Source organism: Streptomyces sp. NPDC004031 (genome assembly GCF_053604375.1).
This window is the reverse complement of record NZ_JBSGHL010000011.1, coordinates 80146-95464: the sequence shown is the minus strand read 5'-3', so window position 1 is coordinate 95464 and position 15319 is coordinate 80146. Positions and strand designations below refer to the sequence as shown.

The 15319-nt window shown below is 74.5% G+C and carries 9 protein-coding genes; 2 read left to right on the top strand and 7 right to left on the bottom strand.

Annotated elements, in window-relative coordinates; genetic code table 11:
• Positions 1-205: 205 nt before the first annotated feature.
• The 7 genes from ACWERV_RS09610 to ACWERV_RS09580 form a co-directional block, all read right to left on the bottom strand.
• Positions 206-3028 carry a DUF5682 family protein gene (locus ACWERV_RS09610; RefSeq protein WP_452930814.1) on the bottom strand — a complete coding sequence of 941 codons (2823 nt, stop codon included), beginning with the start codon at positions 3026-3028 and terminating at the stop codon, positions 206-208.
• On the bottom strand, positions 3025-4170 hold the full coding sequence (locus ACWERV_RS09605) for an ATP-binding protein (protein ID WP_452930812.1): 1146 nt from the start codon (positions 4168-4170) through the stop codon (positions 3025-3027). The genes ACWERV_RS09610 and ACWERV_RS09605 overlap by 4 nt, the downstream gene beginning before the upstream one ends.
• An 85-nt stretch (positions 4171-4255) precedes the next feature.
• The gene (locus tag ACWERV_RS09600) at positions 4256-5716 is read right to left on the bottom strand and encodes a vWA domain-containing protein (RefSeq protein ID WP_452930809.1); all 1461 of its coding nucleotides are present in this window, start codon (positions 5714-5716) and stop codon (positions 4256-4258) included.
• The gene (locus tag ACWERV_RS09595) at positions 5713-7104 is read right to left on the bottom strand and encodes a hypothetical protein (protein ID WP_452930807.1); all 1392 of its coding nucleotides are present in this window, start codon (positions 7102-7104) and stop codon (positions 5713-5715) included. Before ACWERV_RS09595 ends, ACWERV_RS09600 begins: the two co-directional genes overlap by 4 nt.
• Positions 7104-7619, bottom strand: coding sequence for a hypothetical protein (locus ACWERV_RS09590; RefSeq protein WP_398179888.1), 516 nt, complete (start codon positions 7617-7619; stop codon positions 7104-7106). The genes ACWERV_RS09595 and ACWERV_RS09590 overlap by 1 nt, the downstream gene beginning before the upstream one ends.
• A gap of 206 nt (positions 7620-7825) precedes the next feature.
• On the bottom strand, positions 7826-10495 hold the full coding sequence (locus ACWERV_RS09585; RefSeq protein ID WP_452930978.1) for a glycoside hydrolase family 3 C-terminal domain-containing protein: 2670 nt from the start codon (positions 10493-10495) through the stop codon (positions 7826-7828).
• Between the two features lie 89 nt (positions 10496-10584).
• Positions 10585-10737: a hypothetical protein gene (locus ACWERV_RS09580; protein ID WP_452930804.1), complete on the bottom strand. Its 153-nt coding sequence runs from the start codon at positions 10735-10737 to the stop codon at positions 10585-10587.
• Between the two features lie 288 nt (positions 10738-11025).
• Here ACWERV_RS09580 and ACWERV_RS09575 point away from each other — a divergent pair, with 288 nt between their 5' ends.
• Both ACWERV_RS09575 and ACWERV_RS09570 read left to right on the top strand, forming a co-directional pair.
• Entirely contained in the window at positions 11026-14109 is a 3084-nt protein-coding gene (locus tag ACWERV_RS09575; RefSeq protein WP_452930802.1) for a galactose-binding domain-containing protein, read from the top strand.
• Between the two features lie 152 nt (positions 14110-14261).
• On the top strand, positions 14262-15314 hold the full coding sequence (locus ACWERV_RS09570; protein ID WP_452930800.1) for a LacI family DNA-binding transcriptional regulator: 1053 nt from the start codon (positions 14262-14264) through the stop codon (positions 15312-15314).
• The last annotated feature ends 5 nt before the right edge of the window (positions 15315-15319 follow it).

Genomic DNA, 15319 nt, shown 5'->3' with positions numbered 1-15319 from the left:
CGCGGGACCCGCCCGGCGGGACCGGGGGCGCGTCCGGACTGCACGGCGCCCCAGGGAATCGCTACGACATGGCACATAGTGCCAGATCGCGGCTGCGGCGCCGCCGCTCGGGGAGCGCTCTCCCGGATTTCGGCGCCGGTCCGGTGTGACGGGAACGGGCCCGGACACCCCCGCGGCGGGACGGCCCGGACCCGTTCCCGGCGGCTCAGACCCCGAGGAGCCCGGCGAGCGCCTCGGCCGTCGCCGGGTGGCGGGCGACGAGGACCGCGCCGCCCGCGCCGGGACCGGCCGCCGCCCAGCCGTCCTCGCAGCCCAGCAGCTGCGCGAGCGCGTCGCACGCCGCCGGATGGGCGGCGAGCAGCGCGGCGCCGGGCGCGCCCGCGGGCAGGAGCGCGGGGGCGGGCTCCGCCAGCCACGGCGGCACCCATGCGTCGAGGGCCGCGAGCCTGCCGGGGAAGATCCGCCCGGCCTCCCGGATCAGCAGCGGGGCCAGTTCCGCGCCACCGGAGCGCAGCGTGCCGATCAGCGTCGGCAGCCACGGCAGCAGCACCGGGTCGGGCAGCACCGCGAAGGCGTCCGACACCAGCTCCACCACGAAGTCCGCGAGCTGTGGAACGGGCTCCAGCGCGTGCAGGAAACCGCTCAGGTAGCGCGGGTAGGCGGGCACCACCAGCGGGTTGCCCAGCAGCCCGGAGCAGCGGGCGCGCAGCTCGGCCCGGGTCAGCCGCCCGAGGTGGAGCTGCGCCGCCCACAGCAGCGCGACCCTGGCCGGCTCCTCCGGGTGGGACTGCGCGACGGCCAGCTCCAGTTGGGTGCGGTCGCAGCCGAGCGACAGCGCCAGGCCCTCCATGCCGAACAGGAAGCCGAGCGTCGCGGCGACCTGCCGCACGGTCGCGTCCTCGTCGGTGAACGCGGTCGGCAGCAGCGTGCAGTAGTGCGCGTAGCCGGTCTTGACGAAGGACTCGATCCAGCCGGGCAGCGTCGGCTCGCTGGTGCGGTAGTACGCGAGCAGCCGGCGGACCCGGCGCAGCACCTCGGGCGCGCCGTCCACGGTGCGCTCGGTGGCCAGCACCTCCAGGGCGCGGTTGCCCAGTTCGTCGGCGAGGCGGCGGCCGCGCAGGTGGAGCGTGGCGTCCTCGACGGCCTGGAGCACGCGGGCGGTGGTCGCCTGCGGCCCGTAGGCCTCGCGCCGCAGCCGCTGCTCCAGCACCTGTTCAATGCTCACGCCCTCGTAGCCCAGCTCGATCAGGGCCCGCTGGTGGGTGCCGAGGGCGAGGTCCCAGGACTCCTGGATGGGCTGCTCGCCGAGCCGCCGCTCGCCCATGATGGGGCGGGCGGTGCCGGGCGGCATCAGGTGGCGCAGCATCCACAGCACGTCGGAGCAGGCCTTGAGCTCCGGCTTCGACGCCATGTCCAGCAGCGCGCGCTGCACGCCGCGCTGCTGGAGCTTCAGGCCGAGCGGGGCGAGCCGGTCGTGGACGTCGCGGGCGAGCGGCGGCAGGGCGTCGTAGCCGACCTGGCCGATCCGGTCGCCGCCCATCATGATCTCGACGATCCGGCGCACGTCCCGGCGGCCGGGAACGGAGTCCTTCTCGATGCAGGTGACGGCCGCGTCCTGGAAGTCGTACGGCGTCGGCCTGGCCCGGTCGCGCATCCCGGCCAGCAGGATCGAGGTCTCGAAGACCGCGATGGCGTCGGCGGTGGAGGCGAGGTAGCCGTTGCGGCGGGCGGCGCGGACGACATCGACGCTCCAGCCGAGCAGCTCCTCCTCGTCCAGCCCGTCGAGGACCGGCGGGCGCCGCAGGAAGCCGCTGAGCCGGTCGGCCGCCGCCGGATCGGGCACGGGGACGACGGACTTGGCGGGCCCTGCGGACTTCGCGGACTTCACGGACTTCACGGACTTCGCAGCCTTGCTGCCGCCGGTCTGTCCGGCGAGCCGAAAGGGCCGCACCCGGCTGCGCTTGACGTTCTTCGCCCACTGCGTCGCGGCGATCGACACCGAACCGCCGGCCAGCCCGAACTGCGCCTCGATCGCCGCGTGGCTGGACGGGATCAGGCCGTACTGCCAGGTGCTCGCGCTGGGCGGGGTGATCTCGAAGGTGTCGCTGCCGTGCACACCGAACTCCGGGACGCGGCTGGCGGCGTGGAAGGCGCCGCAGACGTAGAGGCAGTCGGCGGGGTCGGTGCCGGTGGCCGCCAGGTGCTCACGCATCCGCGTCCACATGTACCGCTCACGGTCCTCGTCCACCCGCACACGGCCCGGGTCGCCGGGTGCGAGGCGCCGGAAGAGGCTGCCGATGAGCAGCATCACCTGGCGGTACGTGTCGTGGTCGCTGTCGCCGAGCGGCACCTCGACGTACTGGTGCCACCACTCCGACCAGTGCCGTACCCGCCCGTGGTGCAGCAGGTGCTCCTCCAGTTCGGCGAAGCGCGGCCGCAGGTCGCCGACCTCGACACCGACGGCGTCCCCGTGCAGCGCCGCCTCCTCCTCGGGGGCGGGCGCGTCCGGGTCGCCGGCGGGCCCGGCGGCGGGGCGCGGGCCGTCCGGCTGCCACTGGAAGACGTGGTCGCACGACCGGTCGACGAGCACCAGCTCCACGCCGGGGGTGTCCAGCGCGTACGCGATCGCCTGGTACTCGGCGGACGCCTCGGTGATCGGGGCGACGACCGACAGCGGCGCCCACTCGGCGGGGAAGCCGTCGACCTCGCTGGCGAAGGCCTGCACCGCCACCGGCAGGCGGCAGTTGCGCAGCTCGGTGAGCAGCGGCGCCATGTCCTCGCACAGCTCCAGATAGACCACCTTGGGCTGCTTCTCGCGCAGCCTGCGGGCCATGGCGACCGCGGAGGCGGGCGAGTGGTGGCACACCGGGAAGATCTCCAGCGGCTCGCGCACCGCGCGGCCGACGTCGTCGACGATGCCGAGCAGGATGCCCTCCAGGGCGTCCGGCCCGTCCGCGAACTCGGCGGCGGCCTGCTGGAGCTGGCCGCGCAGCGCGTCGAAGGGCGCTGCCTCCTGCGCGGCGCTCACGACAGGGTGGCTATCGCGTCGCGGCCGCCGTCGAGGAATTCCGGCCACGAGCCGCCCTGGTCCTTGCTGCGCGGCTCGACCACGCCGTGCAGGTACTTGTTGAGGATCGCCAGATCCTCCGGTTCGCGCCGGGCCAGCGAGCCGACGAGGGAGGCGGCCAGGGTGCGGGCGGTCAGGCTGCGCTCGCCGAAGAAGGTGCTGTGCAAGATGGCGTCCTCCAGCACGCCGATCTGCTCGGCGGTGGACAGCGCCGACTCCAGCTTCTCGTCGTCGCTGCCCGCGGCGGCGGCCGAGGCACGCAGGTCGGCGAAGCTCTGGAGCAGCACGTCCAGCAGCGTGGGCGGCACGTCCAGGTCGATGGAGTGGCGGCGGAGCAGTTCCTCGGTGCGGAAGCGGACGATCTCCGCCTCGCTCTTCTTGTCGGTCACCACCGGGATGCGGACGAAGTTGAAGCGCCGCTTCAGGGCCGACGACAGGTCGTTGACACCGCGGTCGCGGCTGTTGGCGGTGGCGATGACCGAGAAGCCCGGCTTGGCGAAGACGATGTTGTCGGCGGTGCCGTCCGCCCCGGTCTGCGCGGTGTCGCCGCCCAGTTCGGGCACCGAGATGTACTTCTCCGACAGGATGGAGATCAGCGCGTCCTGCACGTCGCTGGTGGCGCGGGTCAGCTCCTCGAACCGGCCGATCGCGCCGGCCTCCATCGCGGTCATGATCGGCGAGGGGATCATCGAGTCGCGCGACTGACCGCTCGCGATGACCTGCGAGACGTTCCACGAGTACTTGATGTGGTCCTCGGTGGTGCCCGCGGTGCCCTGGACGACGAGCGTGGAGTTGCGGCAGATCGCCGCGGACAGCAGCTCGGCGAGCCAGCTCTTGCCCGTGCCCGGGTCGCCGATCAGCAGCAGGCCGCGGTCGGAGGCGAGGGTGACGATCGAGCGCTCCACGAAGCTGCGGTCGCCGAACCACTTCGGGGCGATCTCCCGGTCCAGGCCGTCGGAGCGCTCGGAGCCGAGGACGAACAGCCGCACCATCTTGGGCGACAGCCGCCAGCTGAAGGGCTTGGGGCCGTCGTCGACGGACTCCAGCCAGTCCAGCTCCTCGGCGTACTTGATCTCCGCGGGCGCGCGCAGCAGGTCGGACATGTCAGGGCCTTTCTCGGAAAATAAGGAGGGAACGCATGAGGGTGCCGTGGACGCGGCGGGGGGGGGACGGGCCGGGCCGGGACGGTCAGGTGAGGAACGACTTCAGCTCGTGGACGAGCTTGCGTATGTGGCCGGACAGCACCGGCGTGCCCAGGTCCTTGAAGCGCTCGCGGAACCACGGGTTGACGCTCCCGCGGCCGGCGCTGGTCACCGAGCCGACCGGGATGAACCGGGCGCCCGAGCGGTGGACGGCGGCCATGCTCTCGAAGAGCGCTTCGCCGCGCCATTCGTAGAAGTCGGAGATCCACACCACCACGGTGTTGCGCGGCTCGGCGATCAGCGGCTGGGCGAGCGCCATGGCGACCGTGCCGTCGGTGCCGCCGCCGAGGTTGGTGCGCAGCAGCGTCTCGAACGGGTCGTGCACCCACGGGGTGAGGTCGAGGGCCTGCGTGTCGTACGCGATCAGGTGCACGTCGACCTTGGGCAGGCCCGCGAAGATCGAGGCCAGGATGGTGCAGTTGACCATCGAGTCGACCATCGAGCCCGACTGGTCGACGACCACGATCAGCCGCTGCGGTGTGGTGCGGCGGGCGGTGTGCCGGTAGTAGAGCCGGTCGACGTAGAGCTTCTCGTCCTCCGGGCTCCAGTTGGTGAGGTTCTTCCAGATCGTGCGGTCCAGATCCAGGTTGCGGAAGACCCGCTTCGGCGGGATCGACCGGTCGATCGCACCGACGGTGGCCTTCTCCACCTGGGTGCGCAGCACCTCGGCGACCTCGTCGACGAAACGGCGGATCAGGGCCTTGGCGTTGGCCAGCGCCACGCCCGACAGGTTGTTCTTGTCGCGCAGCAACTGCTCGATGAGCGACATGCTCGGGGTGAGCTGCGCGGCCAGCCGCGGATCGGCCAGCACCTCGCGCAGCCGCATCCGCTTGACCAGGTCGGCCTCGATCGCCGCCAGGTCCGGTCCGATCGACGGGACGAGGCGGCTGAGGTCGGGCGTGCCGTGCCCGCCGCCCGTACCGGTCGGGCTCACACCGGGGCCCGCCGCGGAGCCCGCCGCCCGGCCGCCGCGCAGCTCGCCGGGGCGGCAGCCGAGGGCGCGCTCCAGCCAGCCGGCGTCGGCCTGCCAGCGGGCGAGCTGCCCCGCGGTGACGGCGCCGCCGCCGGTCGCGAAGACGTTGAGCAGCACCTTGGAGACCAGGGCGGCGCGGCGCACCTCGGCGGCGCGGTCCCGGCCGTCGTCGGGGGCGTCCTCCTCCGTGCCGGTGTCCGGGTCCTCCTGTTCCGGTGCCCGCGGGACCATCAGGCCGTCGAATTCGGCGGCCAGTGCGGGATGACGCTGTACCAGGGTGTCGACGGAGACCTGCGGGTCGAGGAGGGCTGCGGGCAGGCCGATGTCCTCGACGACGGCCAGGCTCGCGGACTCCAGGGCCGGCTGCTCCTCCTGGTCGAAGAGCCGGGCGAGCAGCCGCCAGTAGACGACCTGCCGCCGGGCGTCGTGAGCGGGCGCGGGCGCGGATACGGGGGCGGTGTGCTGGTCGGTCATTTCCGCAGCAGCCTTCCCGCGCGCTCGCGCAGCGCCGCGGCGGCGTCGGTGGCGGCCTTCTCCGCCTTGACCCCCGCCTTGTCGGCCGTACCGCCCGCCCAGGCGCCCGCGTGCAGCGCGACGGGCTTCTTGCGGACGACGCTCTCGACGGCGAGCGGCTGGAGGCGGAAGGCCCCCGCGTCCCAGCGCAGCAGGCCGATGCACGCGGCGGACGCCGCCACCGCCTCCGGCGTCAGCGGGCCGGCGACCGGGACGCGGTCGGTGTCGACCGGCAGCTGCCCGCCCGCGAAGGTGAAAAGCAGGCCCCGCTCCTCGTCCCGCGTGGCCGTGTAGCCCTCCACGAAGACCGGGACGGCGATACGCGCGGGGTGCCGGTCGAGCGGCGCCGTCGCCGGATCGGCGGCGGCGGGCAGCGCGACCCTGGCCGTGCTGAACGCGTCGGCCGGCTCCCCCGGGCGGGCGCACGCGTCGTCCCAGACCAGATCACCCTCGGCCGTGAGCGGCATCCCCGTGACGTCAACACAACGGCCCTCGCCCGCCGCCGCCAGCAGCGACATGTGCGGGCGCAGCAGCTGCCACAGGCCCGCGCCCACCACCGTCTCCGGCTTGGGCGCCGACACGCTCGCCCGCACCAGCAGCGCCGCGGACCCGTCGGCGGGCTCGAACACCGCGTGCACCTGGGCCTGCACGGCGGTGGCGTGCTCGTGCAGATCGACACCCAGCGGCAGCAGACGGCCCGTCGCCCGGTCCCCCGCGGGCGCCCCCGTGGCACCGGGCAGCGTCAGCAGCAGCGCGCGCGACCACAGGTCGGCCCAGCGGCGGGCCGGGACGCGCTCCAGCGCGGCGCCGGGGCAGCACGCCGCCAGCTCGTCGGCGAATCCGTCGAGCAGCGCGGCCAGGCGGCGCAGCGCGGGGTCGGGCAGCAGCGCCGCGACGACCGGCGCGACGCCCGAGACGACCTCGTGGTCCATGCCGCTCCAGCCGCATCGGGCCAGGTCCGACAGCCAGGCGCGGGCCGCCGCCAGGACGTTCAGCGCCTGCGGCGCGCCCGGCTCCGGGCGGACCGGCTCGGCGGCGGACCGGCCCGTCGCCTCGGCGACGCGCGCGGCCAGCGCGTCGTGCACCGAGCCGAGCAGGGCGGTGCGGCCCGCGGCGAGCGCCACGAAGTGGTCCTCACCGGCCGTCCCCGCCGCGGCCTTCTCCGCGGCCTCGGCGACCTTCCCGGCCAGCGGCGACCCGGCGAGCGCACCGGCCAGCGCCGCGAGCCCGGCCGCCTGCGCGGGCTGCGGCCGCATCAGGCCCGCGGCCAGCGCCCCGTCGAAGGCGTCGACGGCGGCCAGCGCCTCGTCGAGCCCGTCGATCCGCTCCGCGAGCACGTCCACCCGCATCACGCCACCGCCCTGGTCGGCGGGAACCACTGCATCTCGGGCAGCGGCGCGGTGGTCGGCGCCAGCTCCAGGTAGCTGAGCTGGCGCAGGAAGCGGCTGAAGACGGAGGCGGCCGCCGACGAGTCGGCCTGCTGCGGGCGGGCCTGCTCCATCGGGGTGAGGACCGCGTCGGCCTCCGCGCCCGCCGCCACGGGGTCGAGCCGCATGTAGCGGGCGACGCGCTGCGCGCCGTACTGGAGGACGGCCTCGCCGACGAGCGCCCGGATGTGGTTGCAGAACATGCCGCGCGCACCGCCGCAGGGGCGGTTGTTGTTCGTGCTGCAGGTGAAGGCGAAGGAGCCCGCGGCGACCGACGAGACGTAGACCCGCGCGATGTCCGAACCGCTCGACACCACTCCCTGCAACCGCCCGTCGGCCAGCTCGACGAACGGCACCTTGGCGAGCTTGCGCGGACTCGCGGGCGCCACCACCCGCACCGTGCTGGATTTCCCCCAGTCGGGCTCCCACTCGGACAACGCGTCATCTCCTCTGCACACGCCGGGATGTTGCGCGCCGGACCGGCGCGACACCACAGACGGTAGGGGGAGGGTCTGACAATGCCGATCTTGAGCGGGGGGGCGCCGCCGTCGGCCCCGGTGGGGGGCGGGCGTGGGGTGGGGCGCCCCCCGCTGTCAGGGGCGGGAGGCGCCCCGGTCCGGGTGGCCCCCGGGGTGACGGGCCGTCAAGGGGCCAGCGGCGCGGAGAGCGGCTGCCGGGCGGCGGAGGGACCCGCGTGCAGCACGTACGGGCCGGGACGCGGCACCCAGCGGGCGTCGGCGGGCGACCGGCGCAGCAGCGCGCGCGGCTCGATCCGCACCTCGGCGACGGCGGATTCGCCGGGCGCGGCGTGCACGGCCGCGTAACCGGCGAGCCGCGGGCCGCCGTCGTCGTGGTCGTCGGGACCGGTCGTCAGATACACCTGGACGACCTCGCGTCCGGCGCGGCTTCCGGTGTTGCGCACCGTCACCAGGGCCGTCGCGCCCGCGGGTCCGTCCCCGTCCGGCGGCTCCGGGCGCACCTCCAGCGCCTCGTAGGACCAGGTGGTGTAGCCCAGGCCGTGGCCGAACCAGTACGCCGGCTCGGCGCCCGCGCGGCGCCAGGCGCGGTGGCCGACGTACGGCCCCTCCGCGTAGCGCAGCACGCCCTCCTCGGGGGTGGTGGCGGGCAGCGGCGCGCCCTCGGCGCGGGCAGCCCAGGTGGTGGGGAGCCGCCCGCCGGGCTCGGCGCGGCCGAAGAGCACGTCGGCGAGCCCGTGCCCGGCCTCCTGCCCCGGGAACCAGCACAGCAGCAGCGCGGGAGCGCTCTCCCGCCACGGCAGTTCGACCGGGCCGCCCGCGTTGACGATCACCACCGTGCGCGGGTTGGCGGCGGCCACCGCCGCGACCAGCTCGTCCTGGCGGCCCGGCAGCGCGAGCGAGGTGCGGTCGGCGCCCTCGCTCTCGATCTCGTCCGTGGTGCCGACCACGACGACTGCGACGTCAGCGGCGCGCGCGCATGCCACGGCCTCGGCGAAGGCCACGTCCTCCGCGGGCCGCGGCGCGTCGGCCGCGAGCGCCACGGCCAGGCCCTGCTCCGGCAGCAGCTCCCGGGTGGCGACCAGGTGCAGCGCCTCGCCCCCGACCGCCTTGCGCACCGCGGTGCGGAAGGACGGCGCCACGTGCACATACGTCGGGTCGTCGGACTCCGGCCGCACAACGGTGTCGATCAGCGGTTCGCCGTCCACGTGCAGGGTGACCGCGCCCAGGCCCACCACCGACAGCCGCCACTCCCCCGGGGCGGCAGGTGTGAAGTGCGCGCTGACCTCGACGAAAGCCGCGGTACGGGCCAGCTCCGGCGCGTCGCCCGGCTCCAGGACGCGGCCGCTGAGCCGGTGTTCGGCGCACACCTCGGTGCCGTCGGCGGCCAGGTAGCGCACCAGCACCCCGGGTTCGCCGGTGCGCGGGTCGCGCGCGTTGCCGGGGTGCAGCGGTGTCGGCCGGGTGCCCAGCCGCACACCCTCGGCGTACACGACCTCGGTACCGGTGCCGGAGAGCGCTTCCCGGATGCCGTCCAGCGGTGACACGACCGCCTCCGGGAAGACGCCCGCGCTGCCCCCGCCCTGCACCCGCGCGGCGGCCGCGTTCGGCCCGATCACCGCGAGCCGGGCCAGGCCGCCGGACACGGCACCGGCACCGGCACCCCCGGACGCCCCCGGCACGCCGGAAGCCGCGGACCCCGCCGATCCGGACGCCCCCCGCACGCCCGGAGCCACGGAGCCCGCCGATCCGGACGCCCCCCGCACGCCCGGAGCCACGGAGCCCGCCGACCCGGGCGCCCCCTCCACGCCCGGAGCCAGGGACCCCACCGATCCGGACGCCACCGACCCGGGCGCCGCCGCCGGAACCAGCGGCAGCAACCCGCCCTCGTTGCGCAGCAGTACGCAGCCCGTGGCCACCGCCCGGCGGAGCAGGGCGCGCGGTTCGGCGGGCGCCGGGGCGGGCGGCGGGGGCGGGGCGCCGTCCAGCGCGCCCACCCGGGCGGCGAGCCGCAGCAGCCGCCGTACCTTCTCGTCCACCAGCTCCTCCGGCACCCGGCCCGCGCGTACGGCCGCGAGCAGCGGCTCCCCCCACAGCGGGTGCGGGCCGGGCATCGCGAGGTCCTGCGGGGCGAGGGCAGCAGGCTCCGTACTGCGCACCGCGCCCCAGTCGGAGACGACGACGCCGTCGAAGCCCCAGGCACCCTTGAGGGGTTCGGCGAGCAGTGGGCTCTGCGACATCGTGACGCCGTTGACGCGGTTGTAGGCGGACATCACGACCCACACCCCGGCGCGCACCGCGGCCTCGAAGGGGGCGAGGTAGACCTCGTGCAGGGTGCGCTCGTCGACGCGGGCGTCCAGGGTGAGGCGGTCGGTTTCGGAGTCGTTGGCCACGTAGTGCTTCGCGGTGGCGGCGACCCCGCCGTCCTGGACGCCGCGGATGTAGGCGGCGGCGGTGCGGCCGACCAGGAGCGGGTCCTCGGCGAAGCACTCGAAGTGGCGGCCCGCGGCGGGGGTGCGGTGCAGGTTGAGGGTGGGCGCGAGCAGCACGTCGATCCCCTTGCGGCGGGCCTCGGCGGCGAGCAGGCCGCCCAGCTCGGCGACCAGCGCGTCGTCCCAGGCGGCGGCGAGCGCGGTCGGGGAGGGCAGCGCGAGGGCGGTGTCGCGCTCGTCCCAGCGCTCGCCGCGGACGCCGGCCGGGCCGTCGGAGAAGCCCATGGCGCGCAGGCCGACGGCGGGTTCCGGCGCGGTGCGGAATGTCGCGGCGCCGGACAGCAGCCGGATCTTCGCGGGCAGGTCGAGCCGGGCGACGAGGGCGTCGAGCCGCTCGTCGGTGATCGCGGCCGCGGGTGCGGCCGCGGCCGGGGCAGCGGCGGTCGCGGGTGCGGCGGCGGGCGGCGCGGGCACGGGCCCTGGGGTGATCATGGTCATCCCTTCATGGCCTTCCGTGCGGCGCCGCCCGCGGCGTGACGGCCCATCGGCAGGAAGGCCGCGGTGAGCGGCAGGCTGGGGACGAGCGGTCCGGGTGACGAGAGGGTGCGGGAGAGCGCTCTCCCGTAGCCGTTACCTTGGCCGTCCACGGACCGGGTGTCAAGTCCCGCCGCACCCCGCCGACCACGCCCGCAAGGCCCCGCGGGCCCCAGCACACCACGGCCCCACCACCCGCCCCACGAGCGGCCGTTCACGTCGTATCCCTTGACACCCCGGAAACGTTGAGGCAACCATCGGGGCCACTGAGAGAGCGCTCTCCCAGATCCCGTTCCCCCACCTCCGCATCCCGGTTCACCCCTCACGGGGCCTCCCCCACCCGCCCGCCCTCGGGCCCGCCCCCTCTCCTCCCTCCCCACCCCCCACCGCTGGAGTCCGTCATGAGAGCGTCACCCTCGGCACGCTCGCGGGCCGGAGCCCTGCCTCCGCCGCTGCGTGCCGCCTTCCTGCTGCTGGTGGCCACCGGCCTCGCGCTCTACGCGCTCGCCGTCCCGGCCGCCCCCGCGCACGCCGCCGACGCCCTGCTCTCCCAGGGCAAGCCCGCCACCGCCTCCTCCACCGAGGGCGCCGGCTACCCGGCCACCGCCGCCGTGGACGGCGACCCCGGCACCCGCTGGGCCAGCGCCTGGGCCGACCCGCAGTGGCTCCAGGTCGACCTCGGCGCCTCGTCCACCGTCAGCAAGGTCGTCCTCACCTGGGAGAACCCGGCGAAGGCCTACCAGATCCAGGTCTCGGACGACGCCACCCACTGGACGCAGATCTACGCTACGAGTGCCGCCCCCGGCGGCACCGAGACCGTCACCGCCTCCGGCACCGGCCGCTACGTCCGGATGAACGGCACCGCGCGCAGCAACGGCTACGGCTACTCGCTGTGGGAGTTCCAGGTCTACGGCACCGCGGGCACCGGCGGCGGCAACGGCGGCAGCACGTCCGGCGGCGCCACCGGCGGTGGCGACGGCGGCGCGAACGGCGGCAGCACCGGCACCCCGCCCCCGGGCGACTGGACCACCCTGTGGAGCGACGGCTTCGACGGCGCGGCCGGCAGCAAGCCCGACGCGGGCAACTGGATCACCGACACCGGCACCGCCTACCCCGGCGGCCCGGCCGGCTGGGGCACCGGCGAGGTCGAGACGGCCACCGACTCCCCCGCCAACGTCGGCCTCGACGGCAGCGGCCACCTCAACCTGACCGCCCTGAAGTCGGGCAGCTCCTGGACGTCGGGCCGTATCGAGACCAAGCGCACCGACTTCCAGGCCCCGGCCGGCGGCCGGCTGCAGATCTCGGCGACCCTCAAGCAGCCCGACGTCGCCAAGGCGCTGGGCTACTGGCCGTCCTTCCGCGCGATGGGCGCGGGCTACCGCGGCAACGTCAACGCGTGGCCGGCGGTCGGCGAGAGCGACATCATGGAGGACGTCAACGGCCGCAGCCAGCTCTCGGCCACCCTGCACTGCGGGACGGCCCCGGGCGGCAACTGCGCCGAGTACAACGGCCTGACCAGCGGTCTCGCCACCTGCACGGGCTGCCAGAGCGGCTACCACACCTACTCCGAGATCATCGACCGCACGACCTCCGACGAGCAGATCCGCTGGTACCTCGACGGCAACCAGGTCTGGCAGGTCAGCGAGTCGCAGGTCGGCGTGTCCACGTGGGACGCGGCCGTGCACCACGGCGTCTACCTGGACTTCAGCCTGCGCATCGGCGGCTCCTACCCGAACGCGGTGTGCGGCTGCACCTCGCCCGCCGACGACACCTCCTCCGGTGGCGCGCTGAGCATCGACAGCGTCACGGTGTCGCAGACCACCGGCAGCGCGCCGTCCCCGCTGACCGACCCGCCGGTGCCGACCGGCGCGAGCAACGTGCACGTCACGGGCTCCCAGGGCAACTGGCAGCTCACGGTGGACGGCAAGCCGTGGCAGGTCAAGGGCGTGACGTGGGGTCCGTCCGCGACGACCGCGGACGCGCACATGCGCGACCTGAAGTCGATGGGCGTCAACACGCTGCGCACCTGGGGCACCGACGCGAGCAGCAAGCCGCTGCTGGACTCGGCGGCGGCGTACGGGATGAAGGTCGTCAACGGCTTCTGGCTCAACCAGGGCGCGGACTACGTCAACGACACCGCGTACAAGACCAACACCCTCAACGACATCAAGAACTGGGTCAGCACCTACAAGAACCACCCCGGCGTGCTCATGTGGGACGTCGGCAACGAGGTCATCCTCACCACCCAGGACCACTACTCGGGTGCGGCGATCGAGCAGCAGCGCATCGCGTACGCGCAGTTCGTGGAGCAGGTGGCGCAGGCGATCCACGCGATCGACCCGAACCACCCGGTGACGTCGACCGACGCGTGGACGGGCGCGTGGCCGTACTACAAGCAGTACACGCCGTCGCTGGACCTGTACGCGGTCAACTCCTACGGGGCGGTCTGCAACGTCAGGCAGGACTGGGTCTCGGGCGGTTACACCAAGCCGTACATCGTGACGGAGTCCGGTGAGGCGGGCGAGTGGGAGGTGCCGAACGACGCGAACGGGGTGCCGACCGAGCCGACGGACGCGCAGAAGCGCGACGCGTACACCTCGGCGTGGAACTGCATCGTCGGGCACACCGGTGTCGGGCTCGGCGCGACGATGTTCAACTACGGCGAGGAGAACGACTTCGGCGGCATCTGGTTCAACCTCCGCCCGGAGGGCTGGAAGCGGCCCGCGTACTACTCGGTCGCCAAGGACTACGGCGGCTCGCCGCAGGCGAACACCCCGCCGTCGATCGGCTCGATGACGCTGTCGAACAGCGCGTCGGTGCCCGCGGGCGGCACGTTCACGGTGTCGGCGAAGGCGACGGATCCGGACGGGGACCTCGTCCGCTACAACCTGATGTACTCCACCAAGTACGTGGACAGCACGACGGGCCTGCGCCAGGTGGGCTTCACGCAGACCGGCGACGGGCAGTTCACGGTGACCGCGCCGACCACGCTCGGGGTGTGGAAGGTGTACGTCTACGCCTACGACGGGCACGGCAACCTCGGGGTGGAGACCAAGTCCTTCCGGGTGGTGGCGCCGAAGGTGGACGGCACGAACGTGGCCCAGGGCAAGCCCACGACCGCCTCGTCCTACCAGTCCGACCCGACGGGCGGCTGCCCGTGCACGCCCGCGATGGCCACCGACGGGAACATGACGACCCGGTGGGCGAGCGAGTGGAGCGACCCGCAGTGGATCCAGGTCGATCTGGGCGCGCCGACCGCGGTCAAGCACGTGCAGCTGGCCTGGGAGGCGGCCTACGGGAAGGCCTACCAGGTGCAGGTGTCGAACGACGGGAACGCCTGGACGACCGTGCGCTCGACGTCGACCGGGGCGGGCGGGGTGGACACCCTGGACGTCAGCGGCACCGGCCGGTACGTGCGGGTGACGATCACTCAGCGCGGCACGGCCTACGGCGATTCGCTGTACGAGTTCGGGGTGTACGCCTGAGCGGCGGACCCGGCTGAGCCGGGGCGGGGTGCGGCGGGCCTGTGGGGGGTCGCCGCACCCCGCTCCCCCGTTCCGGCACGGGGTGCCGATCCGTGCTGTGGCCTGCACCGAAGGCCGGAGAGCGCTCTCCGGCCCATGGTATAACTGCACCCATGACGAGCAGCCGTCCGCCGGGGCCGCGCCAGCCCACCCTGGAAGACGTCGCGCGCTCCGCCGGGGTGTCGCGGGCGACGGTGTCGCGCGTGGTCAACGGGACGCGCAACGTCGACCCGGAGATCCAGCGGATCGTCCAGGAGGCGGTCGCGGCGACCGGCTACGTGCCCAACCGCGCCGCCCGCACCCTGGTCACCCGGCGCACCGACTCCGTCGCCCTGGTCTTCTCCGTCCCGGCGCACCGCACCGCCGACGACCCCTTCCTCGGCCAGGTGTTCAGCGACCCGTTCTTCGGCCGGGTGGTCGGCGGCCTGCTGACGGTGCTGCGCCCGCGCGGGGTGCACCCGGTGCTGATGCTGGCCGACTCCGAGGACGCGCGGCACACGCTCGCGGCCAACCTGCGCCAGGAGCACATCGACGGCGTCGCGCTGGTGTCGATAGCGCCCGGCGACTCGCTGCCCTTCCTGCTGACGGAGGCGGGCCTGCCGACGGTGCTGTTCGCGCGCCCGTCCACGCCGATCCCGATCAGCTACGTGGACGTGGCGCAGCAGGCGGGCGCGCGGCTCGCGGCCGAACGGCTGCTGGCGCGCGGCTGCCGCCGGATCACCACGATCGCCGGCCCCTTCGACTCCCCCGCGGGCCAGGACCGGCTGGCGGGTTTCCGGGAGGCGATGGCCGAGCACGGCTACGCGTACGTGCCCAGTGTGGAGGGCAGCTTCACGCAGGTCGGCGGGGAGCGGGCGATGCGCGAACTGCTGGAGCGCTACCCGGACACGGACGGGGTCTTCGTCGCCAACGACCTGATGGCGCAGGGCGCCCTGCTGGTGCTGCGCGACCTGGGCCGCCGGGTGCCCGACGACGTCGCCGTGATCGGCTTCGACGACAGCAGCGCGGCGCTGGCGTCCCGCCCGCTGCTGACCACGATCCGTCAGCCGGTCGAGGACATGGCGGCGGAGATGGCCCGTCTGCTGCTTGCCCGCATCGACGACCCGCGGCAGGACACCCGCTCGGTCATCTTCCGGACGACGCTGGTGGAGCGCGACTCGGGCTGACGGCG

Excerpts from the sequence above, each read along its gene's own strand:
- ACWERV_RS09605 (WP_452930812.1), bottom strand. The coding sequence starts at position 4,170 with ATGTCCGACCTGCTGCGCGCGCCCGCGGAGATCAAGTACGCCGAGGAG.
- ACWERV_RS09600 (WP_452930809.1), bottom strand. The coding sequence starts at position 5,716 with ATGACCGACCAGCACACCGCCCCCGTATCCGCGCCCGCGCCCGCTCAC.
- ACWERV_RS09595 (WP_452930807.1), bottom strand. The coding sequence starts at position 7,104 with ATGCGGGTGGACGTGCTCGCGGAGCGGATCGACGGGCTCGACGAGGCG.
- ACWERV_RS09575 (WP_452930802.1), top strand. The coding sequence starts at position 11,026 with ATGAGAGCGTCACCCTCGGCACGCTCGCGGGCCGGAGCCCTGCCTCCG.
- ACWERV_RS09570 (WP_452930800.1), top strand. The coding sequence starts at position 14,262 with ATGACGAGCAGCCGTCCGCCGGGGCCGCGCCAGCCCACCCTGGAAGAC.